Source organism: Kitasatospora purpeofusca, from assembly GCF_036010405.1.
Classification (GTDB): Bacteria; Actinomycetota; Actinomycetes; order Streptomycetales; family Streptomycetaceae; genus Kitasatospora; species Kitasatospora purpeofusca.
Genome location: NZ_CP108561.1, coordinates 6,875,712 through 6,898,289, shown reverse-complemented (window position 1 = coordinate 6,898,289; position 22,578 = coordinate 6,875,712). Strand labels below are relative to the sequence as shown.

Sequence of the window (22,578 nt, the reverse complement as noted above, 5' to 3'; positions counted from 1 at the left end):
AAGTTGGCTAGTCAACTCGGACGACGCGATCGGCCTCTCACCCGGCCGGCCCGCCGCCCTTCGCGAGACGCAGGCCCGCGGACCCCCCGCGAACGCCCCCTCGCAGTACGCCCCCTTTACAGGAGACTTCCCCGTGACCGTGCACCGCGCCCGCGCCGCCGCCTTCGCGGCCGTACTGACCGCCGCCGCGCTCTCCCTGACCGCCTGCGGCTCCGCCGGTTCGACCGCCAAGGCCGGCGACGCCGCCAAGGCCGGTACCAAGGACGCCAAGGACGCCACCTCCGCCGCCGACCTCGGCGGTCTGGACGGCCTGGTCGCCGCCGCCAAGAAGGAGGGGAAGCTGCACGTCATCACGCTCCCCCGCGACTGGGCGAACTACGGCAAGATCATCGACGGCTTCAAGGCCAAGTACGGCCTGGAGGTCGAGGAGGAGAACCCGGACGGCTCCAGCCAGGACGAGATCAACGCGATCAACTCCCGCAAGGGCCAGGACCGTGCCCCCGACGTGGTCGACCTGGGCAGCGCCTTCGCCCTGCAGGCGGTCAAGGACGGCATCCTCGCCCCCTACAAGGTGGCCACCTTCGACAAGGTGCCGGACAGCATGAAGGACGCGACCGGCGCCCGCGTCAACGACTACGGCGGCTACATCTCCATCGGCTGCGACGCCAAGAAGATCGCCAACTGCCCGAAGACCTTCGCCGACCTGCTCAAGCCGGAGTACAAGGGCCAGGTCGCCCTCAACGGCAACCCGACCAAGTCCGGCTCGGCCTTCGGCGGCGTCTACGCGGCCGCGCTCGCCAACGGCGGTTCGCTGGACAACATCCAGCCCGGCATCGACTTCTTCGGCAAGCTGAAGCAGTCGGGCAACTTCAACCCGGTCGAGTCGACCCCGGCGACCATCGAGAAGGGCGAGACCCCGATCTCGATCGACTGGTCCTACCTGAACGCCGGTTACAGCGACCAGTTCAAGGACAAGGGTGTCGACTGGAAGGTCTCCATCCCGGTCGACGGCTCCTACGCCCAGTTCTACAACCAGGCGATCAACAAGTGGGCCCCGCACCCGGCCGCCGCGCGCCTGTGGCAGGAGTACCTCTTCAGCGCCGAGGGCCAGAACCTCTTCCTCGGCGGCTACGCCACCCCGTCCACCTTCGAGGCCCTGAAGAAGGACGGCACCCTGGACGCCACCGCGGCCGCCAAGCTGCCGGCCGTCGAGAAGCCGTTCACCAACTTCCCGACCGTGGACCAGATCAACGCGGCCAAGAAGGTCGTCACCGAGAACTGGACCAAGGCCATCGCGGGCTGACCCACCCCGGCCACGCACCACCCATCGGGCTGAGACACCACTCATCCGGCTGAGACAAGGCACTCATGACCACGGCTCCCACCCCGGTGCCGACCACCCCCGCCGCCACCGAACCCGGTGGCGGCGCGGGGGCGTCGACCACCGCCGCACGCACCACCCCCGCCCCCACCCGGCGGCGCGGACCGCTCGCCCGCCTCGGCGGCGCGTGGCTCGCCACCCTGCCGCTGCTGCTGTTCTTCGTGATCGGCTTCGGACTCCCCGCCGTCGCCATCGTGATCGGCGCGTTCACCACCTCCAGCGACGCGGAGACCGGTGCCGGGCAGTTCACCTTCGACAATGTGACGGCCTCCGTCCAGGGCGCCTACCTCACCGCGATGCTGAGCAGCCTCAAGCTCTCCGCGCTGACCGCCCTGCTCGCCACCCTGATCGGCCTGCCGCTCGCCCAGGCGGTCGTCACCTCGAACCGCGGCTGGCTGCGCCAGGCGGTGCTCACCGCCTCCGGTGTGCTCGCCAACTTCGGCGGCCTGCCGCTCGCCTTCGCGTTCGTCGCCACCCTCGGCAACGCCGGCGAGATCACCAGGCTGCTGCACCTGACCGACCACGGCTGGTCGCTGTACACCTTCACCGGCCTGACGATCGTCTACCTGTACTTCCTGATCCCGCTGATGGTGCTCACCATCACCCCGGCCCTGGACGGCCTGCGCGTCCAGTGGCGCGAGGCGGCGCAGAACAACCGCGCCACCACCTACCAGTACTGGCGCCACGTCGCCCTGCCGATCCTGCTGCCCTCGCTGCTCGGCGGCTTCGTCCTGCTCTTCGGCAGCGCCTTCGCCGCCTACGCCACGGCCGCCGCCATGGTCGGCGCGACCGTCCCGCTGGTCAGCCGCTCGATCGCGGACGCGCTCTCCGGCAACGTGCTGGTCGGCCAGGGCAACCTCGCCCTCGCGCTCAGCCTCAACATGATCGTGGTGGCCGTCCTGGTGATGGCCGTGTACCTCCCCCTCCAGCGCCGGAGCGCCCGATGGCTCAGCTGACCTCCCCCGCCCGCACCCACCGCCAGGCCACCCGCCGGCCCAAGGTGCGCTGGTGGCGCGGCGCCGTGCTGCTGATCGCCGGCGTGTACTTCGTGATCCCGCTCGCGGCCTCCGCCTGGTTCTCGATCGACGAGCCCAAGGGCATCTCCTTCGAGGCCTACACCGGGCTGCTCTCCGCGCCCGGCTTCCTGGACAGCCTCTGGCTGACCCTCGGCCTCGCCCTCGCCACCGTGCTGGTGCTGCTGCTCCTGCTGGTCCCGGCCCTGATCGCGGTCCGGCTCGGCGCGCCCCGGCTGCGCCCGGTGATCGACGTGCTCTGCACCCTGCCGCTGGTCGTCCCCCCGGTCGCCCTGACCGCCGGCACGATCGGTGTGCTCCGCTGGGGCCCGGACTACCTGATGGACACCCCGTTCTTCCAGACCTTCGTGTTCATCCAGGACCCGGACTTCCCGCTGGTGCTGGTCATCGCCTACGTGCTGATGGCCCTGCCGCTCGCCTACCGCTCCCTGGACGCCGGCCTGCGCGCGGTGGACGTCCGCACCCTGGTCGAGGCCGCCCGCAACTGCGGCGCGAGCTGGCCGCGCGCGGTGTTCACCGTGGTCCTGCCGAACCTGCGCGGCGCGCTGCTCAACGCCTCCTTCCTGACCCTGGCCCTCGTGCTCGGCGAGTTCACCGCCGCCTCGATCCTCGGGTACCAGCCCTTCCCGGTCTGGATCTACTCGGTCGGAAACAGCCAGGCCCACATGTCGGTCGCGGTCTCCATCCTCAGCCTGCTGCTCACCTGGCTGCTGCTGCTCCTGCTGGCCGGCCTCAGCCGTCAGCGCGGCTCCAAGACCGCCACCTCCTGAAACCACCCCCGGAGTCACCCATCATGACCACGGCCATCTCCCCCGTCACCGGCACCACCACCGCCTCCGGCAGCGCGACCGTCGAGTTCCGCTCGCTGCGCCGCACCTTCGGCGCCACCACCGCGCTGGACGGCCTCGACCTGACCGTCCAGCCCGGTGAGCTGCTCGCCCTGCTCGGCCCGTCCGGCTGCGGCAAGACCACCGCGCTGCGCATCCTGGCCGGCTTCGAGCAGCACGACTCGGGCCAGGTCCTGGTCGACGGCAAGGACATCACCGCGATCCCCGCGCACAAGCGCGACGCCGGCATGGTGTTCCAGTCCTACAGCCTGTTCCCGCACCTGACCGCCGCCGACAACGTCGCCTTCGGCCTGCGGATGCGCGGCGCCGGCAAGGCCGAGCGGACCAAGCGCGCCCAGGAGCTGCTGGAGCTGGTCGGCCTGCCGCAGCACGCCGGCCGCTACCCGCACCAGATGTCCGGCGGCCAGCAGCAGCGCATCGCGCTCGCCCGCGCGCTCGCCCTCCAGCCGCGCGTCCTGCTGCTGGACGAGCCGCTGTCCGCGCTGGACGCCAAGGTGCGGCTGTCGCTGCGCGAGGAGATCCGCCGCCTCCAGCAGGAGCTGGGGATCACCACCCTGTTCGTCACCCACGACCAGGAGGAGGCGCTGTCGATGGCCGACCGCGTCGCCGTCCTGCGGTCCGGCCGGCTGGAGCAGTGCGCCGCCCCCGCCGAGCTGTACGCCCGCCCGGCCACCGCCTTCGTCGCCGAGTTCGTCGGCACCATGAGCCGCATCCCCTGCGAGCGCTCCGGCGAGGGCGTCGAGGTCCTCGGCCGCCGCCACGCCGTGGACGGCGCGCTGCCCGCCGACGGCTCGCTCCAGGTGCTGGTCCGCCCGGAGAACGTCCGGCTGACCCCCGACGAGCACGGGGTGGCCCTGGTCGTCTCGGCGTCCTTCCTGGGCGCGGTCACCCGCCTCACCGTCCGCCTGAACGACGGCACCGACGTCAAGGCCGACCTGCCCACCGAGGCCGCCGCCGGCCTGCCGGTCGGCTCGCGCGCCGCGCTGACCCTGCCGGAGCGCCCGGTCCTGGTCGACCGGCGTACCGTCTGAACCGCACCCGACCCGAACCCGGCCGACCCACACGGCCCGCCCCAACGGCCCGGGCCGCACGGCCCGCCCCGTCCACCCTCCGCGTGCACCACCGAAGGTACCGCCATGCCTGAAACTCCCCCACCCGCCGCCGTCCTCTTCGACATGGACGGCACCCTCGTCGACACCGAGCACCTCTGGTGGGAAGCCGCCGCCGAACTCGCCGACGAACTGCGCCACCCGCTCACCGAGGCCGACGCCCCCGAGGTGCTCGGCCGGGCGATCGAGCACACCGCCGCCCACCTCCACCGGGTCAGCGGCACCACCCTCAGCGCGGCCGAGCTGGCCGACCGGCTCGGCGACTCCTTCGCCGGCAAGGTCGCCGCCGAGACCGTCCCCCGCCCCGGCGCGCTCGCCCTGCTGGCCGAGCTGCGCGACGCCCGGGTGCCCACCGCGCTGGTCTCCGCCTCCCCCCGCCGGGTGGTCGACATGGTGCTGGGCACCATCGGCCGGGACTGGTTCGCGGTCACCCTGGCCGCCGAGGACACCCCGCGCACCAAGCCCGCCCCGGACCCGTACCTCGCGGCCGCGGCCCGGCTCGGCCTGGACCCGGCCACCTGCGTCGCCGTCGAGGACACCCCGACCGGGGTCGCCTCCGCCTCCGCCGCCGGCTGCGCCGTGCTCGCCGTCCCGTCCACCGGCACCGCGATCCCGAACGGCTCCCGGATCACCCTGCTGGACAGCCTGGAGCACGCGGACCTGGACCTCCTCGGACGGCTCACCGCCGTGCCCGGGGTTTAATGCTCCGTGCCCTACGTACTCCTCGCCCTGGCGATCATCAGTGAAGTCTGTGCCACCAGCTGCCTCAAGCTGACCGAGGGCTTCAGCCGGCTCTGGCCGAGCGTGGGCGTGGCGATCGGCTACGTCCTGTCCTTCGCCCTGCTCGGCCGCGCCCTCAAGCACATACCGGTCTCGGTCGCCTACGCCGTCTGGTCGGGCGCCGGCACCGCCGCCGTGGCCGGCATCGGCGTCGTCGCCTTCGGCGAGTCGCTGGGCCGGATGCAGTGGCTCGGCCTCGGCCTGGTCATCGTCGGCGTGGTCGTGCTCAACCTCAAGGGCGGGCACTGACCCGAGGCGCCTCGTCGGCGGCCACCCGGAAGCCGATGTTGCCCGCCGAGCTGTCCGGCGTGTTCGAGCTGCGGGCCGCCACCCGGTAGCGGTTGCAGTAGGACTCGTGGCACATGTGGGAGCCGCCGCGCATCACCCGCGCCGTGCCGTCCGGCGGGCCGAGCGGGTCGCGGCGGTGCTCCCGCCCCGGGCCGGTGCGGTGGAAGTCCGGGCTGAACCAGTCGGCGCACCACTCCCAGACGTTGCCGACGGTGTTGTGGAGCCCGAAGCGGTTCGGCCGGAAGGCCGTCACCGGGGCCGTCCCCCGGTGGCCGTCGGCCGCCGTGTTCAGGGTGGGGAACACGCCCTGCCAGATGTTGCACAGGTGCCGTCCGCCCGGGGTGAGTTCGTCGCCCCACGGGTAGCGGGCCTGCTCCAGCCCGCCGCGGGCCGCGTACTCCCACTCGGCCTCGGTCGGCAGCCGGGTGCCCGACCAGGCGCAGTACGCCTGCGCGTCGTGCCAGGAGACGTGCACCACCGGATGGTTCTGGCGGGTGGTGACCGAGGAGCCCGGCCCCTCGGGCGCCCGCCAGCTCGCCCCGGCGACCGCCCGCCACCACGGCACGGCTGCCACCGCCGGTGAGGCGGCGGCGAGTCCGGGCTCCAGGAAGCCTTCGAAGACGTAGGAGAAACCGAAGCTCTCGGCCTCGGTGCGGTGGCCGGTGGCCTTGACGAAGGTGGCGAAGGCGGCGTTGGTGACCGCGGTCGTCGCGATCCGGAACGGGCTCAACTCGACGGCCCGGACCGGGCCTTCGCCGTCGGCGGGGTAGCCGGTCCGGTCGTCCGTGCCCATCAGGAAGCGCCCGCCGGGCAGGCCGGTCAGCTGCCGGGCGACCCGCGAGGTCCGGGGCGGGTCGGCGAGCGCCAGCGCGACGGGGGCCAGCGCGACGGGGGCCGGGGCGACGGGGGCCGGGGCGGCGCCGTCGCGGCCGGGGGTGCAGCAGGGCTTGGTGGTCGCCACGGGGGTTCCTCGTCCGGTCGGGGCCCGGGGCGGCGGACGGCCGCCGCCCCGGGCGCGGTGGAGTGCGGGGTGCGGGGTGCGGGGTGCGGGGTCAGGCGGCCCGGTCGGTCGCCAGCTGTGCCGCCAGCGCCGGTACGCCGAGCGCCTGTTCCTGCTGCGGCGTGGCCTGGTACAGCAGGTTGGTCAGCTGGTACGGGTCGGCGGCCAGGTCGTAGTACTCGCGGAACTTCACCTCGCCCGTCCCGGACACCGTGCCGTTGGCGTCGGTGTGCAGCGCGTAGTACTCGGTGTACTGCTTGTCCGCCGCCACGTACGAGGACCAGGTGGGCGGTCCGCCCGCCGCCGTGCCCTGCTTCCACCACTCCACCAGCAGGTGGTTCCTGCTGTACGCGGTGAGCAGCGAGTGGCCGTCCTGCGGGGTGTCGGGGGTGATCCCGGCGGCGTCCAGGATCGTCGGGGCGACGTCGATGTTGGCGACGATCCGGTGGTCGGTGGTGCCCGCGCCGAGCCCGCCGGCCGGCCAGGACAGGTAGAAGGGCACCTCGTGCGCCGGGGAGTAGGGCACGGACTTCTTGAGCCAGCCGTGGTCGGCCCAGGTGTAGCCGTTGTCGCCGAGGTAGATGACGAGGGTGTTGTCCAACTGCCCGAGGGCCACCAGCTTGTCGTGGATCGCCTGCACGGCGTCGTCGACGGAGAGCAGGGTGCGCAGCTGCTTGGTCCGTACGGCCTGGCCGTCGGCGAGGGTGGCGGTGGCGTTCTGGATGTAACCGGGCTTGTCGCTGCGGTCGGCCTCGGGCACCGAGGGGCGTCCGTTCCACGGCGGGACGACCGTGTCCGCGTACTTGGGGGCGGGCACGTTGGGCGCGTGCGAGGCGTACGGGGTGACGTAGGCGAACCACGGGCGGGAGTCGGTGGCGGCCTTGTCGAGGAAGGCCAGGGTGCGGTTCTTGACGATGTTGGTGGTGTAGCCGGGCAGGGTCTGGACGGTGCCGTTGATGTTCCAGCTGGCGTCGTTGTAGGCGGGCTGGAGCAGCGCCCACTCCTCGAAGTGCGGCGGATTGTCCGCCAGGGTCCAGGAGTTGAGGTACTTGCCGAACAGTCCGGTGCGGTAGCCGGCCTCCCGGAGGTAGCGCTGGACGGTGGTGTGCTGGTCCAGGCTGTGCGAGGCGCCGTTGTTGCGCACGCCGTGGTTGTGGGCGTAGCGGCCGGAGAACACCGAGGACCGCGAGGGCGCGCAGAGCGGCGTGGTGACGTGGCCGCGGGTGAAGCGGACGCCGTGGCCGGCGATCCAGTCCACGGTCTGCGGGGTGGCCCACTCGGTCTGCTTGGGCTGGTCGTCGGTGACGATCAGCAGGATGTTCGGCCGGCCGACCCCGGCCGCGGCGGCCGGGGCGGCCGCCGCCGTTTGGAGCGCCACCGGGGCGGCGGCGGTGGCCGCCACGGCCGCGGCGCCGGCGAGGAAGCCCCGCCGGCCGATCGCGGAATTACCGTTCGGCTCCGAATCACCGATTTCGCTCATAACCTTGCCTCCATACTGGTCGATGATTCCGGAACACCGGTCGGGGGAATTCCCCGCAGGTGCCACCGGAATTCGTTCACGGGAGGCGGACCACCGGTCGAGACGACGACGCACCCGCGCCCCGGACTGAACTCACGGGTACGGAGACTCGCCGGAGATCCGCGGCGAACACTTCGGGGAACCTCACCGACCTGCACGAACGGTGCGGGTGCGAGCCACCCCGGGTAGGTCCGACGCGCTGCGGCCGGTCCCCGTCCACCCGCCCGGGGACCGCCGCCGGCTCACGCCGGAGCGGCCGTACAGAGGGCGCTCGCGAGCCGTCCGAAATCGACGTGCCGACGAGCAGCCAGGAACTCTCCAGCTGCCATGCGTGCGACTTTAGGAGTTCCCGGCGAGGGCTGGCAATACCCCCGCGCTTTTGTGTCGGCGCCGTTTCGGAGATCCGGCCGCAGGTTTCCCCCGCCGACTCCGGGGCCCTCGCGGCTATCCTCCGACGATGATCATTCCTGCGGAGCCGGTGCGGCTCGTCATCTTCGACTGCGACGGCGTCCTGGTGGACAGCGAGCGGATCGCGGCCGGGATGCGCGCCTTCGGCTACGCGGGCGGCCTCACCCCCGCCGCCCGGCTGACCGGCCCGGACACGGTGGTCTTCGAGGACATGCGCGAACTCCCCGCCCTCCTGGCCCCGGTCGGCCGGTAGAACGGGGAGTGCAGGTCGTACTTCCTCGGGCCGCGGCCCGGGCGGGGCGCGCCTCGCGTCGCACCCCGCCCGGAGTCCGGCTCAGCCGACCGGTCCCAGCAGGGCCGGCAGCTCGGCGACGGACTTCAGCACGTGGGTCGCGCCGTCGGCCCGCAGCCGCTGCTCGTCGTGGGCGCCGGTGAGGACGCCCGCGACCACCGGGGCCCCGGCCCGGACGCCGGTCAGCATGTCGTAGCCGGTGTCACCGGCCACCGCGATCTGCCGGACGGAGTCGGTGCCGGTGCGCAGCAGCGCGGCGAGCGCGAGGTCCGGGTAGGGGCGGCCCCGGCCGGCCTCGGCCGGGCACAGGGTGAGGTCGGCGATGTCCTGCCAGCCGAGGGCGGCCAGGATACGGTCCTGGGTGGACCGCGAGAAGCCGGTGGTGAGGACCACCTTGCGGCCCTGGCCGCGGAGTTCGGCGATGGCCTCGGCCGCGCCGGGCAGCGCCGCGCAGTGTCCGGCGTCGACGAGGTCGTGGTACGCGGCCTCGAAGGCGGCGTTGGCCCGCTGGGCCTTCTCCTCCTCGCCGAACAGGTGGCGGAAGACCGAGATCTTGGACTCGCCCATGGTGGCGCGGACGTGCTCCAGCATGGTGGCGTGCTCGGCGCTGCCGGTCTCGACCCCGAGCGAGCCGGCGGCGGCCCCGAAGGCCCGCTCGACCAGGCCGTCGTCGGCCACGGTGGTGCCGGCCATGTCCAGGACGACCAGGCGGATGTCGTTCGACATGTTCAGTTCCTTCGACAGGATTGCAGGTGGGCGGACTTACAGGTTGGCGAGTTCGGCGGTGGTCTCGGCGATCGCGGGCGAGCAGGTCATGCCCCGGCCGCCGGGGCCGGTGACCAGCCAGACGCCTTCGCGGACGCGCTCGCGGTGGACCACCCGGGTGGTGTCGACGCACTGCGCGTAGACGCCGGCCCAGCGGCGGCGGACCCGGGGCAGCGGACGGCCCAGCAGTTCCTCGGCCACGCCGACCAGGTGGTCGTACGGGTCCTCGACCACGTCGAAGCCGAAGGGGTGGTCGTACTCGTGGGTGTCGCCGATGGTCAGACCGCCGTCCCGGCGCTGGACCATCAGCAGCTGCATCTTGTGCTCAGCGGCGACCGGCGGCTGCGGCTGGACCTCGCGGAGGTGGTCCAGGGCGTTGCCGGCGAAGGCCGGGTAGTAGCGGAAGGAGTCGCCGTCGGCGACCGAGGTGGTCAGCGGCTCGTCCAGCGGGTCGGTCTGCATCATCTGCAGCCGCACCTTGCGGACCGGCAGCTCGGGCGCCAGCTCGCGGACCAGGCCGCCCAGCCAGGCGCCGGTGCAGAGGATCACCAGGTCACCGGCGTGGACGTCGCCGTGGTCGTCGCGGACGGCGTGCTCGCCGACGACGTCGCGGACCTCGCGCCCGGGCAGGAAGGTGTACCGGCCGGTGGCGGTCAGGGCGGCGCGCAGCGCGGGCTGGGCGGTGCGCGGCTCGACGGCGGCGTCCCGCTCGCACCACAGGGCGCCGAGCAGCTTGCCGCGCAGGGCGGGGTTTGCGGCCCGGGTCTGCTCGGCGTCGAGCAGCCGGTAGCCGCGCGCGGCGGCGTCGGGCAGGGTCAGCGCCTGCTCGGCGACCGCGAGTTCGGCCTCGGTGCGGATCGCGGTGAGCGAGCCGTTGGCGCGGAAGCCGAGGTCGGGGACCTGCCCGCCGATCCGCTCCCACAGTTCGCGGGCCCGCAGCGCGGTGTCCAGTTCCTCGCCCTGTGCGCGGCCGCTGACCCAGACCAGGCCGAAGTTGCGCACCGAGGCGCCGCGCGCCTCGGCCTCGCGCTCCAGGTGGACGACCTCGTGGCCGCGCTCGACGGCCTGCCAGGCGTGCATGGTGCCGAGCACGCCTGCTCCTACGACGATGACTCTCATGCGGCCAGGCTGATGCCGCCAGGTGTCCGAGGGGAGTCCGAGTGGCGGACCGCAGATGAACCAACCGAAAAGTTGTACAGCCAACATGGTGCCCGCCCGGTCCCCGGAACGACCGCCGGACGGGCACCCCGGTCCGGGTCAGCGCCGCACGGCCGCCCGCAGGTAGTTCCGGCGGCCGAACTTCGGCTCGTCCACCGCCGTCAGCTCCTCCACCTGGAACCGGTACAGCGCCGCCGCCCCGCCACCGGTCAGGAACTGCCGCCGCACCTCCTCGTCCTGCGCGAAGGCCGGGTACCGCCCCTGGTACGCGGCGAGCGCCGACTCGGCCTGCCGCCCCCACGCCTCGCCCGCGCTGCCGGTCAGCTGGAGGCCGCGCAGCTGCTCGCCGAAGACCGGCGGCGGCAGGAACACGGTGGCCGAGGCCCTGGCCTCCTCGGCCAGGTGGTGGCTGTGCCGGGTGGAGCGCTCGCTGACGAAGTAGAGGACGAGGTCGTCGTCGTAGGCGAAGAAGGCGAGGTTGGCGTGCGGGCCGTGCTCGTGCCCCGCCGTCGCCAGGGTGAGCACCATCGCCTCGGCCAGCAGTCCCTCGACGCCCTTGCCGAGCTCCTCCGCCGGCCGGTCCCCCTGGGTGATGTCGAGTCGGTACGGCATGGGCAGCACTTCCCTCCACTGACACGCCCGGCGCGCGGCGCCCTGGCACGACTGAGCCGGGCGGGTGCCCCCGTCGGGGGCCGCCACGCCCGGCTCACATGCTCTTCCCCGGTACCCCTGCCGCACAAGGGTCGGGACAGCGTCCAACCTGCCGGTTCCGCACCGGCCGTCGCCGCCCGGCCGCTCGCGGTACCGCTCGGCCCCTCTCGGTCCCTCTTGATCCCTCTCGGTCCCGCCCGGTACCGCTCAGTCCCGCCGCGCACCGACCGGCCGACCCGCGCCGACGACCGCCGCCGCGGCCCCCGCACCCAGCAGCGGCCGCAGCGGACCGGTGCGGGCGTGCGCCACCAGCGGCCCGGCCCGGCCGGCCGCGAGCACCAGCGGCACCGCCACCAGCACGCCGACCACCGCCCCCACCAGTACGTCGTGCGGATAGTGCACCCCGACCCAGACCCGGGAGGCGCCCATCAGCACGGCGGCCACGGCGGCGACCGCGCCGATCCGCCGGTCGACGAGGAACAGCGCGGCGGCCGCCGCGAAGGCGATCACGGTGTGGTTGCTCGGGAAGGACCAGTCACCGGGCCCCGGGCAGCTCTCCAGGGTGTCCCGCACCCGCAGCTGCGCGCACGGCCGGACCTCCTCCACCACGCCCTTGAAGCCGGAGTTCACCATGTAGGCGATCAGTACGACCGGCGCCGAGGCCAGTACCCGGGCCATCACCGCCGGCCCGCCGTCGCGCGCCCGCCACCAGGCCGCGAGCATCAGCAGCGCGAAGAGCCCGAGGCCGAGCAGCGACCAGAGCGCGACCAGCCGGTCGAGCCAGTGCGGCGCGGCGTCCGCCCAGCCGACCACCCGGCTGTACAGACCGCCGGAGACGCCACTGCCGTCGTACACGGCCAGCTCGTGCACCGGCAGGCCGTGCGCCACTGTCGCGTGCACCGCCGCCTCGTGCACTGCGGCCTCGTGCACCGCCGCCTCGTGCACCGGGACCACTGCCGTCACCGGTCGGCACCGGTGTGACGGCGGACCGGCCGGTCACCGAACACTTTGCAAACAATCGGGAGCATAAGGACAACTACTACCAGAACGACGATGAGCACCGGACAACGGTCGATACCGGGCGCGCCCGAGCCGGACCACCGCCCGCCCGGCCGCCCGCCCCCGCACCGGCCACCGTGACCAGCATCCGGACACGCGCCCCTGCCACGCACCCGTGCGCCGGGCGCGCACCCCGCAGGCCCCGCGCGCCCGCTTGCGGCCGCCTGCCTCGACCGCCCCGGAACCGGGCGCCTGCCCACCGCTCCCGGCCCCTCGTCACGCCCCTCCCCACCCCCGGCCGGACACTCCCGGCCATTGGCATGTCCTCTCTCATACCGTCGGGTATTCCGAGTTGGCAGACCCCATCCCCAGGAACGGGTGGCGCCCGTACTCTTTCGTCAGCGCGTCGGCCCCGGCGCGCCCTCGGACGGCGGCGAGGAGCGAACCGAGTGCGGCAGCCAGGACGGCAGACCCGACGACCCGAACGTCGTACGCCGCAGACCGCGGCGGAACTGGCCAAGGTCCACGAGCGCGCCCTCGCCGAGGCCGCCGCCCGCGCCGCCACCCGCGACACCACCGCCGACGACCCGTCCCTCTTCCAGCCCCGCCCCGAGATCGGCGACTCCTGGGAACGCCTGCGCCGCCTCGGCCTCGACCCGGACGCGGGCGCCGCCGCCGTCCACCTCGGCCCCGCCGAGATCGAACACCGCCGCCGCACCAGCGGCCTCGACCCGCTGCTCCCCGTCCTGCGCGGCACCCTGCTCGAACAGTCCGGCCAGCCGCCGCTGATCCTCGCCATCGCCGACGCGGACGGCCACATCCTCTGGCAGGAGGGCGAACGCGGCCTGCGCCGCAGCGCCGACCGGATCGGCTTCCTCACCGGTGCCCGGTGGATCGAGGAGAGCGTCGGCACCAACGGGATCGCCGCCGCCCTGCGCGCCCAGCGCCCGATGCAGGTCCACTCCGCCGAGCACTACCTGCGCAGCCACCACTCCTGGACCTGCGTCGCCGCCCCCGTGCACGACCCCGGCACCGGCCGGCTGATCGGCGCCATCAACCTCAGCGGCCCGGCCCACTCCGTCCGCCCCTACCTGCTCCAGCTGACCGCCACCGCCGCCAAGCTCGCCGAGACCGAGCTGCGCGCCCGCCGCCTCGAATCGCTGCACCACCTGCGCACCCTCGCCGCCCCGATGCTGGCCCGGGTGAACGGGCCCGCCCTGGTCGTCGACGCGGCCGGCTGGACGGCCGCCGCAGCGGGCCTGCCGCCACCGGCCCGGCTGCGACTGCCCGCAGAGGGCTGGAGCACCACCGCCGTGCACTGGCTGCCCAGCCTGGGCGAGTGCGTGATCGAGCCGCTCGCCGACGGCTGGCTGGTCCGCCCCGTCCCGCTCCGCAGCACCGCCCCGGCCCCGGCCGGGGACCTGGACGGCCCCGACGGCCGTGGCGGCCTCGACGGTCCCGCGGCTCGCGACGGGCTCGGCGGCCTCGGCGGACTGCTCGCCGAACAGGCCGAGGGCGCCCGGGTCCGGCTCGACCTGCGCCGGCCGGGCAGCCCGGCGCTGTCGGTGCACGGCGCGGCCGGCAGCTGGTCGCACGCGCTCAGCCCCCGCCACGCCGAACTGCTGCTCCTGCTCGCCACCGAACGGAACGGCCTCAGCGCGGCCCAGCTGGCCGACGCGCTGTTCGGGGACCCGGCCAGGACGGTGACGGTGCGGGCCGAACTGTCCCGGCTCCGCCGCCACCTGGGCGGCCTGCTGGCCCACCGGCCGTACCGCTTCGCCGAATCGGTCCTGGTCAGTGTGGCCGGACCGGAGGACCCCTACGACCTGCTGCCGTCCTCCTCGGGCCCGGCCGTGCGCAGGCTCCGCGCGGGACTGGCGGGCGGCACCGTCCGGCTCCCCGGCCCCCCGCCCTTACCGGGCCAGCTGCCGGCTCCGCGAACCGGCCGGGTCGCGCTGCCACCGGCCTGAGCGCGCCACCGGCCCGAGCGCCGTTCGTCCGACTCGAACGTTGTCCGTCCGAGCGCCGTCCGTCGGCCCGGGGCACCCGCTCCGGGCTCAGCGGCCGCCGGACAGCAGCTCGGTCAGCTCGGCGTCGCTCGGCCCGTGGGCCCGCTCCGCCTCCTCCGAGACCAGCGCGTACGTCCGGTCCAGCCAGGCCCTGACCTTCGGCTTGGAGACCTCCAGCAGGGCGCTGCCGTGCGGGGATTCCAGCGCCAGGTGCAACGTCGAGCCGTGGCACGGGCAGTAGGCCGGCCACAGCTTGACGTCGCCCTGACCGCTCAACGAGCGCAGGCCGTCGCGCAGCAGTTCGCGCGAGAACACCCAGTCGGCCTCGTCCGGCCGCCCCAAATGGAACGTCAGCAGCACCTCGTACGGGCGCGCGGCGTCGAACCGGAACCGCGTACGGACCTCTCCGACCACCTCCTCGCCCAGCGAGATCCGCAGGGACAGCACCTCCTCCACCGCCGCCGGAGCGGCGGTGGAGCCTGCCTCTTCGCCGCCCGTGGGGGTAGCGGCGAGAGGGGCACTGGAGGGTGCTGGCAGCGGGTCGGGCGGCATGACGGTCTCTCCAGAACGGCGTGGAATGCCCTCCAGACTGCGCCACCGCGCGACGGACCGGCAAGGGTTGCAAGGGGGTTGCAATAATCCCCGAACGCTCCCGGGGTCCCTTACCGCCCTTGTCAGACGGACCGTCAACTTCCGCTGGTCAAAGGGTTGTCCACGGATTTGATCCATTCGGTCCGGGCTCTGGCCAGCACCCGGGTACCCGCTGCTACGCTCGTCCCCCTGCCGGCGCGCGCCCGCGCGCGCACCCGGCGGACTCCGCACGCGCGGCCCCGGGGGGCACTCGGGCCGGGCCCGGACGCGTCCCGGACGACGCTCCCCCGACCGGATCCCGGTCGGACCGGTCGTCCCCGGCCCGGTCGGCGGCCGTCCGCCCGGTCGGCGGCACCGGCGCCGCCGTCGGTACGTGGGAGAATGCCGCGACCGCAACGGTGACTTCAGGGGAGGGAGGGGTCCGGTGGGTCCGTCCGAGGACACCGGGCAGGACACGGCGTACCCGCACGACCGCAACCGCACCAGGCACGGCCGGCACGGCCGGCCGGGCCCGTTCGGCGGCCGCCTGCGACTGCCCACCCTGCGGTTCTCCGGCGCCGCGATGGCGATGTCCACCGTCGTGGGCATCAGCATCGCCACCACCCTGCTGCTCAACGAGCAGCAGGGCGTGGGCCGCCGGGCCGGGGTAGCCCGGGTCGGCTCCAGCGCCCCGCCGCCCAGCCCGGCCGTCGGCCCCGACAGCGGCTCAGGTACCGCCTCCGGCCGCACTTCCGGTCCTGCCTCCGGCACCACGGCCGACCAGGAGGCCGACGCCTCGGCCGCCACCGCGGGCCGTCCCCCGGCCGTCCCCGTACCCGGCCCGACCGGTCCCGACCGGCCGAACGACGCCGACAACCCGAACGGTCCGAACGACCCGACGGCCGGCCCCCGGGCCCCGGGGGCCACCACCGGCCCGAGGTCCAGCACCCCGGCCGCGCCCCGCGGCGGCTCCCCCACCGGCGTACCGCTCGCCGAGGTCACGCCGCCCCGGCACGGCGTGACCGGCGAGCCCGCCGGGGGACACGGCGCGGGAACCGGAACAGGCACCGGTACGGGCACCACCGGCGGCCAGGACACCCTCGCCGCCGGGCAGACCGCCGAGGAGCAGCCCGCCTCCCGCAACGCCGACCGGCCGACCGCCGACCGGCCCGCCGAGGAGCCCGCGCCCACCACGACGGCCCCGGCCACCCCCGCGCCCTCCCCCTCCCCGACCGCGTCCCGCCCGCTCGCCCCCGTACCGGGCACCCCGACGCCGTCCCCGCCCGGCTGGACCGGCGAGACCCTCACCGACCCCGGCACCGGCGGCACCGACCCGGCCCCCGAGAAGGGCGGCACCACCGGCACCGGCGACAAGGGCGACACCGACAAGGCCGACGAGCTCGCGCTCACCGGCGCGGCCCTGGTCCAGCAGCTCGGCCGCGACGGGACCCGCCACCTGCTCGCGCTGACCGTCACCGAGCCGCTCACCGCGCTCCAGGCCGAGTTCCGGCTCGCCCCGGGCGCGCTGGCCCCCGGGGCCGGCACCGTCTGGACGGACCTGGCCGGCGCCGTGATCACCGCCCACCAGGAGCGCGGCGCGGCGGTGTACCGCTTCACCACCCCGCCCGGTACCGACGTCCGCCCCGGCCGGTACACCTTCGCCGTGCTCGGCGTCCGTCCGCCCGCACCGCGCCGCGCCGCGCCCCGGACCACCGAGTCCTGGAAGGCCGGCGCCTTCGGGATCGACCGGCCGCGCGCCGTCGCCGCCCTCGGCACCTTCGCGGCTCCGTCCGGCACCGACGCCCGTCCCGGTCGCGGTCCCGGCCCCACGGCACCGGCATCCGCACCGGCGCCCGCACCCACGCCCGCACTCGCACCCGCACCCGCACCGGCCCGCTGAGCGGCCCCGGTCCGGTCCGGGCGCGCCGGTCCGCCCCGGTCGGACAACCCGACAGGTCAGCGGCCCGTTCGGGCTCATCCGGCCGACCTCGTTCGTTACTGTGGTCGCCAGTCGGCACAGCCGCCCCACCGCCGGGGCCGGCCCCGCACCACGTCATTCCCAGGAGGAGTTCGTGTCCACGGTCCTGACCCAAGGCGGCAACGCCCCGTTGACCGCCGCGCGGGTGACCGTCGAGGTCACCGCACCCAAGGCGCTGGACGTCTCGGGCCTGCTGCTGACCGATGCCGGAAAGGTCCGTTCGGACGACGACTTCGTCTTCTACAACGCCCCCAACGGACCCGGGGTGACGCACCGCCCGGCCGCCGCCGGCAGCCCGGACGCCATCATCGTCGACACCGCCGCCGTCCCGGCCGGGATCAGCAAGATCGTGGTGACCGCCAGCCCCGACGAGGCAGGCGCCACCTTCGCGGGCATCGAGCCGACCGCGACCGTCCGCGACGCCGCCAGCGGCGAGGTGCTGGTCACCTTCACCTCGCCGGCGCTCGACCGGGAGACCGCGCTGATCGTGGTCGAGGTCTACCAGCGCAACGGCGCCTGGAAGGTCCGCGCGGTCGGCCAGGGCTACGCGAACGGCCTGGCCGGCATCGCCACCGACTTCGGCGTCTCGGTCGAGGAGCCGCCTGCCCCGGCGCCCGCCGCCGCGGCCGCGGCCGCTCCGGTCGCGCCCGCCCCGGCCCCCGCCGCGCCGACCCCGCCGCCGGCCGCCGGCCCGGTCGACCCCCGGCTCGCGATGGCCTCCGCCCCGCCGATGCCGCAGAGCGCGCCCCCGATGCCCCCGGCCCCGCCCGCCGCGGCGACCGCGCCCTCCCTCACCAAAGTCACCCTGGACAAGGGCCGGGTCAGCCTCACCAAGGGCGGCTCGGTCTCGCTGGAGAAGAACGGCAAGCCCTTCCTCTCCTCGATCCGGATGGGCCTCGGCTGGGAGCCCGCCGGCCGGGGTCGCAACATCGACCTCGATGCCTCCTGCCTCGCCTTCGACGCCAAGCGCGAGAAGCTGGACACCGCCTGGTTCATGAAGCTGGGCATCTTCAACGGCGCGATCACCCACTCGGGCGACAATCTGACCGGCGAGGGCGGCGGTGACGACGAGTCGATCACCGTCCACCTCAACGGCCTGCCGCCGGAGGTGTGCGGCCTGGTGTTCGTGGTGAACTCCTTCTCCGGCCAGAAGTTCACCGAGGTCAAGAACGCCTACTGCCGACTGCTCGACGCGGGCACCAACCAGGAGCTGGTCCGCTTCGACCTGACCCACTCCGAGGCCCGCACCGGCGTGGTGATGTGCAAGCTGGTCCGCCAGTACTCGGGCGAATGGGTGATGACCGCGATCGGCGAGTACGTCGACGCCAAGACCGCCCGCGCGATGGTCAAGCCGGCCTCCTCGATGCTCTGACGGCCGGTCGGGCGGCGGGAGAAAACGACTGGACCTCCCGCCGTCCGCCGCGCATCATGTCCGGATGCTGATCAGGGAAGCCACCACCGAGGACTGGCCCGCCATCTGGCCGTTCTTCCACTCGATCGTCGCCGCCGGCGAGACCTTCACCTACCCGCTCGACCTCGGGTTCGAGCAGGGCCGGGAGTGGTGGCTGCTGCCCGAACCGCACCGCACCGTGGTCGCCGTCGACGAGGCCACCGGCGCGGTGCTCGGCACCGCCAAGACGAACCGCAACCAGATGGGCAACGGCGGCCACGTCGCCAGCGCCAGCTACATGGTGGACCCGGCGCACGGCGGCCGGGGCATCGGCCGGGCGCTCGTCCTGGACAGCATCGACTGGGCCCGCCGGTCCGGCTACCGCGCGATCCAGTTCAACGCCGTGGTCGCGTCCAACGAGCACGCGGTGAAGCTCTACGAGTCGCTCGGCTTCACCGTCGTCGGCACCGTCCCGGAGGCCTTCCACCACCCGGTGCACGGCTACGTCGCCCTGCACATCATGCACCTGGCGCTCTGACGCCCCGGGGGCGTATCCCTACTCCTCGATCGCCCCGCCGACCCGCCGCAGGTGCTGCCGGAAGCTGTACCCCGGGTCGGCGGCCCGGCGCTCCAGGAACTCGTCGAACGAGGTCTGCCGCCGCAGCGTGTCCCCGGAGCGGATCCGCTCCGCCTGCGCCCGCTCGGTCCGGGCGATCCCGGCCGCCGTCTCCAGCACCTCGTCCAGCCGAGCGCCCGGCACGAACAGCACGCCGTCCGCGTCCGCGAACACCGCGTCCGCCGCGCTCACCAGGTGCGGCCCGAACCTCGCCGTGGCGAGCGCCTCCGGCTCCCGCCCGTCCAGCCGCAGCGGCCCGAGCGGCAGGCTGCCGTAGGTGAACACCGGCAGCCCGATCTCCACCAGCTCCGGTGTGTCCCGGTGCAGCCCCCACACCACCACCCCGGCGATCCCGGCGGCCCGCGCCTCCAGCACCGCGAGGTCCCCGACGCACGCCTCGTCCGTCCGCCCGCCGTTGTCGATCACCAGCACGTCCCCCGGCTCGGCCGCGCCGTACGCCTCCAGGAACACGTCCACACTCCCGTAGTGCCGCACCGGCAGCACCCGCCCGGCGACCCTGCCCCCCGGCACCACCCCCACCACCCCGGCCGGCGCCACCCGCAGCCCGACCCCCACCCGCATGCACGCATCCGCCACCAACGGCGTGGACAGCTCCGCGAACCGCTTCAGCACCATGCCAACTCCTCGCTCACACGCCAGAGTTCACCAGCACGAAGATCCTACGCCGCTCCCCCTCCCCCCATCGAGTGAAATCCCGCCACACCCGGCCCAGCCCCCGCACGGGGCACCCCCGGACGCACGACGGCCCGGGTCCCCCATCGCGGAAGGGGGACCCGGGCCGGGCGGGTGCCGCGGGGGTCAGCCGCGGGTGGCCATGGCGCGCAGGAAGAAGGTGAGGTTGGCCGGGCGCTCGGCGAGGCGGCGCATGAAGTAGCCGTACCACTCCTCCCCGTACGGGAGGTACACCCGCATGGTGTTGCCCTCGCCGGCGAGGCGGAGCTGCTCCTCGGGGCGGATGCCGAAGAGCATCTGGTACTCGAAGGAGTCGCGCTTGCGGCCGTTCCACTGGGCCAGCTGGCCGGCGATCTTGATCATGTTGGGGTCGTGCGAGGCGATCATCGGGTAGCCCTCGCCGGCCATCAGGACCTTGAGCGCGCGGACGTACGCCAGGTCGACCTGCTGCTTGCCCTGGAAGGCGACCGACTCGGGCTCCTTGTAGGCGCCCTTGCACAGGCGCACCCGGGAGCCGGGGCCGGAGAACTCGCGGCAGTCGGCCTCGGTGCGGCGCAGGTAGGCCTGGAGCACGACGCCCAGCCAGGGGAAGTCCTGGCGCAGCTCGCGGGCGATGGCGAGGGTGGAGTCGGTGGTGGTGTGGTCCTCCATGTCGAGGGTCACCGTGGTGCCGGCGTCGGCGGCGGCCTCGCAGATGCGGCGGGCGTTCTCCAGGGCGATCTTCTCGCCGTCCACCGGGAGGAACTGGCCGACGGCCGAGAGCTTGACCGAGACCTCGGCGCCGGCGGCCAGGCCGGTCTCCTTGAGCGCCTCGAGCAGGTGCTCGTAGGCCTCGGCGGTGCCGGCGGCCTGGGCGGCGTCGCGGGTGTCCTCGCCGAGGTGGTCCAGGGTGACCTTGCGGCCGGTCGCGACGAGGTCGTCGCAGGCGGTGACGGCGTCGTCGAGGGCCTCGCCGGCGACGAAGCGCTCGACTATCGCGTGGGTCGGCGGGAACTTCTCGACGACGGTGCGGACCTGGGCCGAACGGGAGGCGGCGAGGAGGGCGGAACGGAGCATCGTGACTCCTGGAGCGAGTGCTTCTTGGGGTGGCAGAAAGGGACGGGCGGCGAGCCCAGGGGGGTGGTGGGCTCGCCGCCCGTGGGACGCCGCCCGGCTGCGGGGCCGGGGGCGTCAGGGGACCGCGAACGGGTCCCGGAGGGACGGTCAGCCCATGTGCGGGTAGCGGTAGTCCGTCGGCGGGACGAAGGTCTCCTTGACCGAGCGGGTCGAGGTCCACCGCGCGAGGTTCTGCTTGGCGCCGGCCTTGTCGTTGGTGCCCGAGGCGCGGGCGCCGCCGAACGGCTGCTGGCCGACGACCGCGCCGGTCGGCTTGTCGTTGATGTAGAAGTTGCCGGCCGCGTTCCGCAGCTTGAGCATCGCGTGCTGAACGGCCTCGCGGTCCTGGGAGATGATCGCGCCGGTCAGGGCGTAGTCCGAGACGGACTCCATCTGGGTCAGCATCTCGTCGTACTTGTCGTCCTCGTAGACGTGCACGGCGAGGACCGGGCCGAAGTACTCGTCGCGGAAGTACTCCGAGGCCGGGTCCTGGCAGACCAGCACGGTCGGCCGGACGAAGTAGCCCACGCTGTCGTCGTAGGTGCCGCCGGCCAGGACCTCGACCTGCGGGTCGGCCTGGGCGCGGTCGATCGCGGCCTTGTTCTTGGCGAAGGCGCGGTCGTCGATGACGGCGGACATGAAGTTCGACAGGTCGGTGACGTCGCCCATGGTCAGACCGTCGACCTCGGCGCGGAACTCGTCCTTCAGCGCGGCCCAGATCGAGGCCGGGACGTAGGCGCGGGAGAGCGCCGAACACTTCTGGCCCTGGAACTCGAAGGCGCCGCGGGTCATGGCGGTCTTCAGCACGGCCGGGTCGGCGGACGGGTGGGCGACCAGGAAGTCCTTGCCGCCGGTCTCGCCGACGATCCGCGGGTAGGTGCGGTAGCCGGAGATGTTGGTGCCGACCTCGCGCCACAGGTGCTGGAAGGTGGCGGTGGAGCCGGTGAAGTGGATGCCGGCCAGCGCCGGGTGCTTCAGCGCGACGGCGGAGACGTCCAGGCCGTCGCCGGTCACCATGTTGATGACGCCCTTGGGCAGGCCGGCCGCCTCCAGCAGCTGCATCAGCAGGTGCGCGGAGAACTGCTGGGTCGGCGAGGGCTTCCACAGCACCACGTTGCCCATCAGCGCCGGCGCGGTCGGCAGGTTGCCGGCGATGGCGGTGAAGTTGAACGGGGTGATCGCGTAGACGAAGCCCTCCAGCGGGCGGTGGTCGCTGCGGTTCCACACGCCGTCCGAGGAGATCGGCTGCTCGGCCATGATCTGGCGGGCGAAGTGCACGTTGAAGCGCAGGAAGTCGACCAGCTCGCAGGGAGTGTCGATCTCGGCCTGCTGCGCGGTCTTGGACTGGCCGAGCATGGTGGCGGCGGCCAGGGTCTCGCGCCAGGGGCCGGCCAGCAGGTCGGCGGCGCGCAGGAAGATCGCGGCGCGGGAGTCGAAGGAGAGCGCCTGCCAGGCCGGGGCCGCGGCCAGGGCAGTGTCGATGGCCTCCTGCGCGTCCGCCTGGGTGGCGTTGCGCAGGGTTCCGAGCCTCGCCGCGTGGTTGTGCGGCTGGACGACGTGGAACTCGGTGCCGCCGCCCATGCGGCGCTCACCGTTGATCGTCATGGTCAGCTGGACCGGCTCCTGGCCGCCCAGCTCCTTCAGCTTCGCCTCCAGGCGGGCCCGTTCCGGGCTGCCGGGGGCGTAGCTGTGGACCGGCTCGTTCACCGGCGCGGGGACCTGGGTCACAGCATCCATGAGCGCACGCTCTCCTTCGTTCCTTGCGGGGGATGCCGACGCGGATCGCACGACGGCCACATGACGAACGCTATTCCTGCATCAGGGCCCGCTTGATTGGCCGGACGGCTAAAATCATCCGGACGGCGTTGTCCGACCGGATGAAGGATTCGGACGAAAGCCACCCTTCGGCCACCCACCGGCCACCCCGGACCCACCCCAGAGCCACCCCGGACCCACTCCCGGCCCACGCCCGACCCGCCACCGCTCGCCTCCGCG

Annotated in this window: 20 protein-coding genes and 1 pseudogene; 11 read left to right on the top strand and 10 right to left on the bottom strand. The window is 73.8% G+C overall.

Translation table 11 applies throughout. The features are described 5' to 3' along the window. Nucleotides 1-133 precede the first annotated feature (133 nt). From OG715_RS30180 to OG715_RS30155, 6 genes are all read left to right on the top strand, one after another. Nucleotides 134-1,303 (top strand): ABC transporter substrate-binding protein, encoded by a 1,170-nt coding sequence (locus OG715_RS30180; RefSeq protein WP_266274135.1) that lies wholly within the window; start codon nucleotides 134-136, stop codon nucleotides 1,301-1,303. Between the two features lie 65 nt (nucleotides 1,304-1,368). Next, nucleotides 1,369-2,337, top strand: a complete 969-nt coding sequence (locus OG715_RS30175; protein ID WP_266274136.1) for an ABC transporter permease — start codon at nucleotides 1,369-1,371, stop codon at nucleotides 2,335-2,337. Next, nucleotides 2,325-3,185: an ABC transporter permease gene (locus OG715_RS30170; RefSeq protein WP_266274137.1), complete on the top strand. Its 861-nt coding sequence runs from the start codon at nucleotides 2,325-2,327 to the stop codon at nucleotides 3,183-3,185. The genes OG715_RS30175 and OG715_RS30170 overlap by 13 nt, the downstream gene beginning before the upstream one ends. 23 nt (nucleotides 3,186-3,208) lie before the next feature. Beyond that, nucleotides 3,209-4,294, top strand: coding sequence for an ABC transporter ATP-binding protein (locus OG715_RS30165; RefSeq protein ID WP_266274138.1), 1,086 nt, complete (start codon nucleotides 3,209-3,211; stop codon nucleotides 4,292-4,294). Nucleotides 4,295-4,399: 105 nt separating this feature from the next. After that, complete coding sequence (locus tag OG715_RS30160; RefSeq protein WP_266274139.1) at nucleotides 4,400-5,074, top strand: HAD family hydrolase; 675 nt, start codon at nucleotides 4,400-4,402, stop codon at nucleotides 5,072-5,074. Between the two features lie 6 nt (nucleotides 5,075-5,080). Further along, nucleotides 5,081-5,401, top strand: coding sequence for a DMT family transporter (locus tag OG715_RS30155; protein ID WP_266274140.1), 321 nt, complete (start codon nucleotides 5,081-5,083; stop codon nucleotides 5,399-5,401). Here OG715_RS30155 and OG715_RS30150 read toward each other — a convergent pair. Then, nucleotides 5,385-6,401: a formylglycine-generating enzyme family protein gene (locus OG715_RS30150; protein ID WP_407661037.1), complete on the bottom strand. Its 1,017-nt coding sequence runs from the start codon at nucleotides 6,399-6,401 to the stop codon at nucleotides 5,385-5,387. The genes OG715_RS30155 and OG715_RS30150 overlap by 17 nt on opposite strands. 91 nt (nucleotides 6,402-6,492) lie before the next feature. Continuing rightward, on the bottom strand, nucleotides 6,493-7,920 hold the full coding sequence (locus OG715_RS30145) for a sulfatase family protein (protein WP_266274141.1): 1,428 nt from the start codon (nucleotides 7,918-7,920) through the stop codon (nucleotides 6,493-6,495). 571 nt (nucleotides 7,921-8,491) lie between these two features. Between OG715_RS30145 and OG715_RS42485 the strand changes: the two are divergent. Further along, a pseudogene (locus tag OG715_RS42485) lies at nucleotides 8,492-8,620 on the top strand (HAD family hydrolase); the annotation flags it as partial. Nucleotides 8,621-8,701: 81 nt separating this feature from the next. On the opposite strand, the gene OG715_RS30135 reads toward OG715_RS42485, so the two are convergent. The 4 genes from OG715_RS30135 to OG715_RS30120 form a co-directional block, all read right to left on the bottom strand. Further along, entirely contained in the window at nucleotides 8,702-9,385 is a 684-nt protein-coding gene (locus OG715_RS30135) for a phosphonatase-like hydrolase (protein ID WP_266274142.1), read from the bottom strand. Nucleotides 9,386-9,421: 36 nt separating this feature from the next. Further along, nucleotides 9,422-10,543, bottom strand: coding sequence for a TIGR03364 family FAD-dependent oxidoreductase (locus tag OG715_RS30130; protein WP_266274143.1), 1,122 nt, complete (start codon nucleotides 10,541-10,543; stop codon nucleotides 9,422-9,424). Nucleotides 10,544-10,681: 138 nt separating this feature from the next. Then, complete coding sequence (locus OG715_RS30125) at nucleotides 10,682-11,194, bottom strand: pyridoxamine 5'-phosphate oxidase family protein (RefSeq protein ID WP_266274144.1); 513 nt, start codon at nucleotides 11,192-11,194, stop codon at nucleotides 10,682-10,684. A 246-nt stretch (nucleotides 11,195-11,440) separates the two neighbouring features. After that, a complete protein-coding gene (locus OG715_RS30120) occupies nucleotides 11,441-12,196 on the bottom strand; it encodes a phosphatase PAP2 family protein (protein WP_323182231.1) in 756 nt (251 codons plus the stop codon). A 485-nt stretch (nucleotides 12,197-12,681) separates the two neighbouring features. Here OG715_RS30120 and OG715_RS30115 point away from each other — a divergent pair, with 485 nt between their 5' ends. Further along, entirely contained in the window at nucleotides 12,682-14,202 is a 1,521-nt protein-coding gene (locus tag OG715_RS30115) for a GAF domain-containing protein (protein WP_266274145.1), read from the top strand. An 87-nt stretch (nucleotides 14,203-14,289) separates the two neighbouring features. Here the strand turns inward: OG715_RS30115 and OG715_RS30110 are convergent, their stop codons facing one another. Continuing rightward, nucleotides 14,290-14,793, bottom strand: coding sequence for an SsgA family sporulation/cell division regulator (locus tag OG715_RS30110; protein ID WP_266274146.1), 504 nt, complete (start codon nucleotides 14,791-14,793; stop codon nucleotides 14,290-14,292). A 463-nt stretch (nucleotides 14,794-15,256) separates the two neighbouring features. Between OG715_RS30110 and OG715_RS30105 the strand changes: the two genes are divergently transcribed. The 3 genes from OG715_RS30105 (at nucleotide 15,257) to OG715_RS30095 (ending at nucleotide 18,717) form a co-directional block, all read left to right on the top strand. Then, nucleotides 15,257-16,711, top strand: a complete 1,455-nt coding sequence (locus OG715_RS30105; RefSeq protein WP_266274147.1) for a hypothetical protein — start codon at nucleotides 15,257-15,259, stop codon at nucleotides 16,709-16,711. Between the two features lie 184 nt (nucleotides 16,712-16,895). Then, a complete protein-coding gene (locus OG715_RS30100; protein WP_266274671.1) occupies nucleotides 16,896-18,161 on the top strand; it encodes a TerD family protein in 1,266 nt (421 codons plus the stop codon). A gap of 64 nt (nucleotides 18,162-18,225) precedes the next feature. After that, nucleotides 18,226-18,717: a GNAT family N-acetyltransferase gene (locus tag OG715_RS30095; RefSeq protein ID WP_266274148.1), complete on the top strand. Its 492-nt coding sequence runs from the start codon at nucleotides 18,226-18,228 to the stop codon at nucleotides 18,715-18,717. A gap of 18 nt (nucleotides 18,718-18,735) precedes the next feature. On the opposite strand, the gene OG715_RS30090 is transcribed toward OG715_RS30095, so the two are convergent. The 3 genes from OG715_RS30090 to pruA form a co-directional block, all read right to left on the bottom strand. Beyond that, nucleotides 18,736-19,431: an RraA family protein gene (locus tag OG715_RS30090; protein WP_407661036.1), complete on the bottom strand. Its 696-nt coding sequence runs from the start codon at nucleotides 19,429-19,431 to the stop codon at nucleotides 18,736-18,738. Between the two features lie 183 nt (nucleotides 19,432-19,614). Then, nucleotides 19,615-20,544, bottom strand: a complete 930-nt coding sequence (locus OG715_RS30085) for a proline dehydrogenase family protein (protein WP_266274149.1) — start codon at nucleotides 20,542-20,544, stop codon at nucleotides 19,615-19,617. Nucleotides 20,545-20,691: 147 nt separating this feature from the next. After that, complete coding sequence (gene pruA, locus OG715_RS30080) at nucleotides 20,692-22,320, bottom strand: L-glutamate gamma-semialdehyde dehydrogenase (protein WP_266274150.1); 1,629 nt, start codon at nucleotides 22,318-22,320, stop codon at nucleotides 20,692-20,694. Between the last annotated feature and the right edge of the window lie 258 nt (nucleotides 22,321-22,578).